The 4,801-nt window shown below is 63.5% G+C and carries 2 protein-coding genes and 1 pseudogene; 2 read left to right on the top strand and 1 reads right to left on the bottom strand.

Annotation, left to right across the window (positions count from 1 at the left end):
* Positions 1-3,703: DNA-directed RNA polymerase subunit beta' (rpoC, locus tag EOA24_RS27705; protein WP_127410276.1), on the top strand; the 3,703-nt coding region annotated here is incomplete at its 5' end.
* A gap of 180 nt (positions 3,704-3,883) precedes the next feature.
* Complete coding sequence (locus tag EOA24_RS27700; protein WP_126082807.1) at positions 3,884-4,549, top strand: O-methyltransferase; 666 nt, start codon at positions 3,884-3,886, stop codon at positions 4,547-4,549.
* A 15-nt stretch (positions 4,550-4,564) separates the two neighbouring features.
* Here EOA24_RS27700 and EOA24_RS27695 read toward each other — a convergent pair.
* Positions 4,565-4,753 (bottom strand): annotated as a pseudogene (locus EOA24_RS27695) (gfo/Idh/MocA family oxidoreductase); the annotation flags it as partial.
* Positions 4,754-4,801 lie beyond the last annotated feature (48 nt).

Below are 4,801 nucleotides of genomic sequence, written 5' to 3'. Positions count from 1 at the left end.
GTACATGCTCGCCGTCGACGAGTACGGCGAGGATTCTTTCACCGCCATGATCGGCGCCGAGGCCATCCATGACCTGCTTGCCGGCATGGACCTGGAGAAGATCGCCGGCGACCTGCGTTCGGAGCTGGCTTCGACCACCTCCGAGCTGAAGCAGAAGAAGTATCTGAAGCGGCTCAAGGTCGTCGAGAACTTCATGGAATCCGGCAACCGTCCGGAATGGATGATCATGAAGGTGGTTCCGGTGATCCCGCCGGATCTGCGCCCGCTGGTTCCGCTGGACGGCGGCCGCTTTGCGACGTCGGATCTGAATGACCTCTATCGCCGCGTCATCAACCGCAACAACCGCCTGAAGCGGCTGATCGAGTTGCGCGCGCCCGGCATCATCGTGCGCAACGAGAAGCGCATGCTGCAGGAAGCCGTCGACGCGCTGTTCGACAACGGCCGTCGCGGCCGCGTCATCACCGGCGCCAACAAGCGTCCGCTGAAGTCGCTGTCCGACATGCTCAAGGGCAAGCAGGGCCGGTTCCGTCAGAACCTGCTCGGCAAGCGCGTCGACTATTCCGGTCGCTCGGTCATCGTGACCGGTCCGGAGCTGAAGCTGCATCAGTGTGGCCTGCCGAAGAAGATGGCGCTCGAGCTGTTCAAGCCCTTCATCTACGCCCGCCTCGACGCCAAGGGTTTCTCCTCGACCGTCAAGCAGGCGAAGAAGCTGGTCGAGAAGGAGCGTCCGGAGGTTTGGGATATCCTCGACGAGGTTATCCGCGAGCATCCGGTGCTGCTCAACCGCGCGCCGACGCTGCACCGCCTCGGCATCCAGGCGTTCGAGCCGACCCTGATCGAAGGCAAGGCGATCCAGCTGCATCCGCTGGTCTGCACCGCCTTCAACGCCGACTTCGACGGTGACCAGATGGCGGTCCACGTGCCGCTGTCGCTGGAAGCGCAGCTCGAAGCCCGCGTGCTGATGATGTCGACCAACAACATCCTGCACCCGGCCTCCGGCGCGCCGATCATCGTGCCGTCGCAGGACATGGTTCTCGGTCTCTACTATCTCTCGATCGTCAACCAGAACGAGCCGGGCGAAGGCATGGTGTTTGCCGACATGGGCGAGCTCCAGCATGCGCTGGAGACCAAGGCCGTGACGCTGCACGCCAAGATCAAGGGCCGCTTCCGCACGGTCGACGCCGAAGGCAATGTCGTGTCGAAGATCTACGACACCACGCCCGGCCGCATGATCATCGGCGAGCTTCTGCCGAAGAACGTCAACGTGCCGTATGAGACCGCCAACCAGGAGATGACCAAGAAGAACATCTCCAAGATGATCGACACCGTCTACCGCCACTGCGGTCAGAAAGAGACGGTCATCTTCTGCGACCGCATCATGGCGCTCGGCTTCGCCCATGCCTGCCGTGCCGGCATTTCGTTCGGCAAGGACGACATGCTGATCCCGGATACCAAGCTGAAGCTGGTCTCCGAGACCGAGGCTTTGGCCAAGGAGTACGAACAGCAGTACAATGACGGCCTGATCACGCAGGGCGAGAAGTACAACAAGGTCGTCGACGCCTGGGCCAAGTGCTCGGAAAAGGTCGCCGACGAGATGATGGCCCGCATCAAGGCGGTGGAGTTCGAGGACAACGGCCGCCAGAAGCCGATGAACTCGATCTACATGATGTCGCATTCGGGTGCGCGCGGTTCGCCCACCCAGATGCGTCAGCTCGCCGGCATGCGTGGCCTGATGGCCAAGCCGTCGGGTGAAATCATCGAGACGCCGATCATCTCGAACTTCAAGGAAGGCCTCACCGTGCTCGAGTACTTCAACTCGACCCACGGCGCCCGCAAGGGTCTGGCCGACACCGCCTTGAAGACGGCGAACTCGGGCTACCTCACCCGCCGTCTCGTCGACGTGGCGCAGGACTGCATCGTCAACTCCGTGGATTGCGGCACCGACAAGGGCCTCACCATGCAGCCGATCGTCGATGCCGGCCAGATTGTTGCTTCGGTCGGCCAGCGCGTGCTGGGCCGCACCGCGCTCGACGACATCAACCACCCGGTCACCGGCGATCTGCTGGTCAAGGCCGGCAAGCTGATGGACGAGCGCGATGTGGAGCAGATCGAAAAGGCCGGCGTGCAGTCGGTCCGCATCCGCTCGGCGCTGACCTGCGAGGTCAGGACCGGCGTGTGCGCCGTCTGCTACGGTCGCGACCTGGCCCGCGGTACCCCCGTCAACCAGGGCGAGGCCGTCGGCGTCATCGCGGCGCAGTCGATCGGCGAGCCGGGCACCCAGCTCACCATGCGTACCTTCCACATGGGCGGCACGGCGCAGGTGGTGGACTCTTCGTTCCTTGAAGCCTCCTATGAGGGCAAGGTGCAGATCCGCAACCGCAACGTGGTGCGCAACTCGGAAGGCCAGCAGATGGTCATGGGCCGCAACATGGCGGTGCTCATCCTCGATGAGACCGGCAAGGAGCGCGCCACGCACCGCGTCGCCTATGGTTCGCGCATCTTCGTGGACGATGGCGACAAGGTGAAGCGCGGCCAGCGTATCGCCGAGTGGGATCCCTATACCCGCCCGATCCTCACCGAAATCGAGGGTCGCGTGGCGTTCGAGGACCTGGTCGACGGCATCTCCGTTCAGGAAACGGCCGACGAGTCGACCGGCATCACCAAGCGTGAGGTCATCGACTGGCGTTCGACGCCGCGCGGCAGCGACCTGAAGCCGGCGATCGTCATCCAGGACGCCAAGGGCAAGGTCGGTAAGCTGTCGAAGGGCGGCGATGCGCGCTTCCTGCTCTCGGTCGAGGCCATCCTCTCGGTCGAGCCGGGCGCCCATGTGAAGCCTGGCGACGTGCTGGCGCGTATCCCGATGGAAAGCGCCAAGACCAAGGACATCACCGGTGGTCTGCCGCGCGTGGCCGAACTGTTCGAGGCTCGCCGTCCGAAGGATCACGCCATCATCGCCGAGATCGATGGCACGATCCGCTTCGGCCGCGACTACAAGAACAAGCGCCGCATCATCATCGAGCCGCATGACTCGACGCTCGAGCCGGTGGAGTACCTGATCCCGAAGGGCAAGCCGTTCCATCTCCAGGACGGCGACGTCATCGAGAAGGGCGACTACATCCTCGACGGCAACCCGGCGCCGCACGACATCCTGGCGATCAAGGGCGTGGAGGCGCTTGCCTCCTACCTCGTGAACGAAATCCAGGAGGTCTACCGCCTGCAGGGCGTGTCGATCAACGACAAGCACATTGAGGTGATCGTTCGCCAGATGCTGCAGAAGGTCGAGATCACCACGCAGGGCGACTCGACCTACATCCCGGGCGACCACGTCGACGTGATCGAGCTGGAAGAGGTCAACGAGCGCCTGATCGAGGACGGCAAGAAGCCGGCCGAAGGTCAGCCGGTGCTGCTCGGCATCACCAAGGCCTCGCTGCAGACGCCGTCCTTCATCTCAGCCGCCTCCTTCCAGGAGACGACCAGGGTGCTCACCGAGGCTGCGGTTGCCGGCAAGACCGACATGCTGCAGGGCCTGAAGGAAAACGTCATCGTCGGCCGTCTGATCCCGGCCGGCACTGGCGGCACGATGAGCCAGATCAGGCGCATCGCCACCTCGCGCGACGAGCTCATCATCGACGAGCGCCGCAAGGCCTCCGGTGTCGAGGTCGCCGACCCGATGCTGACCGACATGGTCAACGCCGCGCAGTAAGCGGCATGATATGAGAAACGACGAGAAGGGGCCTACGCGGGCCCCTTTTTGCATTCAGAGCATGATCCCGAAAAGTGGGTACCGGTTTTCGAGAAAGATCATGCTCCAACAAAGAAGCCGGATCGGGATGATGGCTCTTAGCCGTGATCCTGATCTGGCTTCATGCAACGAGGAAGAGCTATGAGCAGCAAGACCTGGACGGCAGTCGACGACTATATCGTTTCCTCGCTTTTCGAAGCGGACCGCGTGCTGGACGCCGTGCTTGCGGCCAACCGCGACCAGGGCCTTCCGGCCATCGATGTCTCGGCCGCGCAAGGCAAATTGCTGTCGCTGCTGGTGCGCATCCGCGGCGCGAAGACCGTGCTGGAGGTCGGCACGCTCGGCGGCTACTCGACCATCTGGATGGCGAGGGGACTGCCGGCGGACGGCAAGGTGGTGACGCTGGAACTCGATCCCCACCACGCCAGGGTCGCGCGCTCGAATTTCGAGCGGGCAGGGGTTTCCGGCAAGGTCGACCTGCGGGTCGGCCCGGCGCTCCAGTCGCTCGCCGCGCTGGTCGACCAAAGTGCCGGGCCATTCGACCTGATCTTCATCGACGCCGACAAGCCCAACAACCCGAATTATCTTGACTGGGCGATGAAGCTGTCGCGCCCTGGCACGGTCATCGTCTGCGACAACGTCATCCGCGACGGTGCGGTGCTCAATAAAGATGGCCTCGACGTCAATGTCGAAGGCGCCCGTGCGGCGTTCTCGTTCATCGGCGGCGACAAGCGGCTGGACGGCACCGCCATCCAGACGGTTGGCGCCAAAGGCTATGACGGCTTTGCGATTGCGATCGTCGAGTGATGCAGTCTCGCCGACTCAGTCGAAGAACGCCTCGACCAGATTGCGCTTGCCGAGCATGAACGCGTCGGCCACGTGCTGAAGTGGCGCGAGGTCGACATCGGAAGCGCCCGCTCGAATGATCTCGGCGAAGCGCTCGTAGAGCATCGGATATTCGGCTTCCGGCTCATCGTGGATGACTTTGCCGTCGACGGCGAGCTTCGCGCCACTTCAGCACGTGGCCGACGCGTTCATGCTCGGCAAGCGCAATCTGGT

It is taken from the genome of Mesorhizobium sp. M2A.F.Ca.ET.039.01.1.1, from assembly GCF_003998035.1.
GTDB lineage: Bacteria > Pseudomonadota > Alphaproteobacteria > Rhizobiales > Rhizobiaceae > Mesorhizobium.
The sequence above is the reverse complement of the archived record's forward strand: the minus strand, read 5'-3'. Positions and strand labels throughout refer to the sequence as shown.

What these genes read in the sequence shown, in the direction of transcription:
- EOA24_RS27700 (WP_126082807.1), top strand. Translation starts at nt 3,884, where the DNA reads ATGAGCAGCAAGACCTGGACGGCAGTCGACGACTATATCGTTTCCTCG.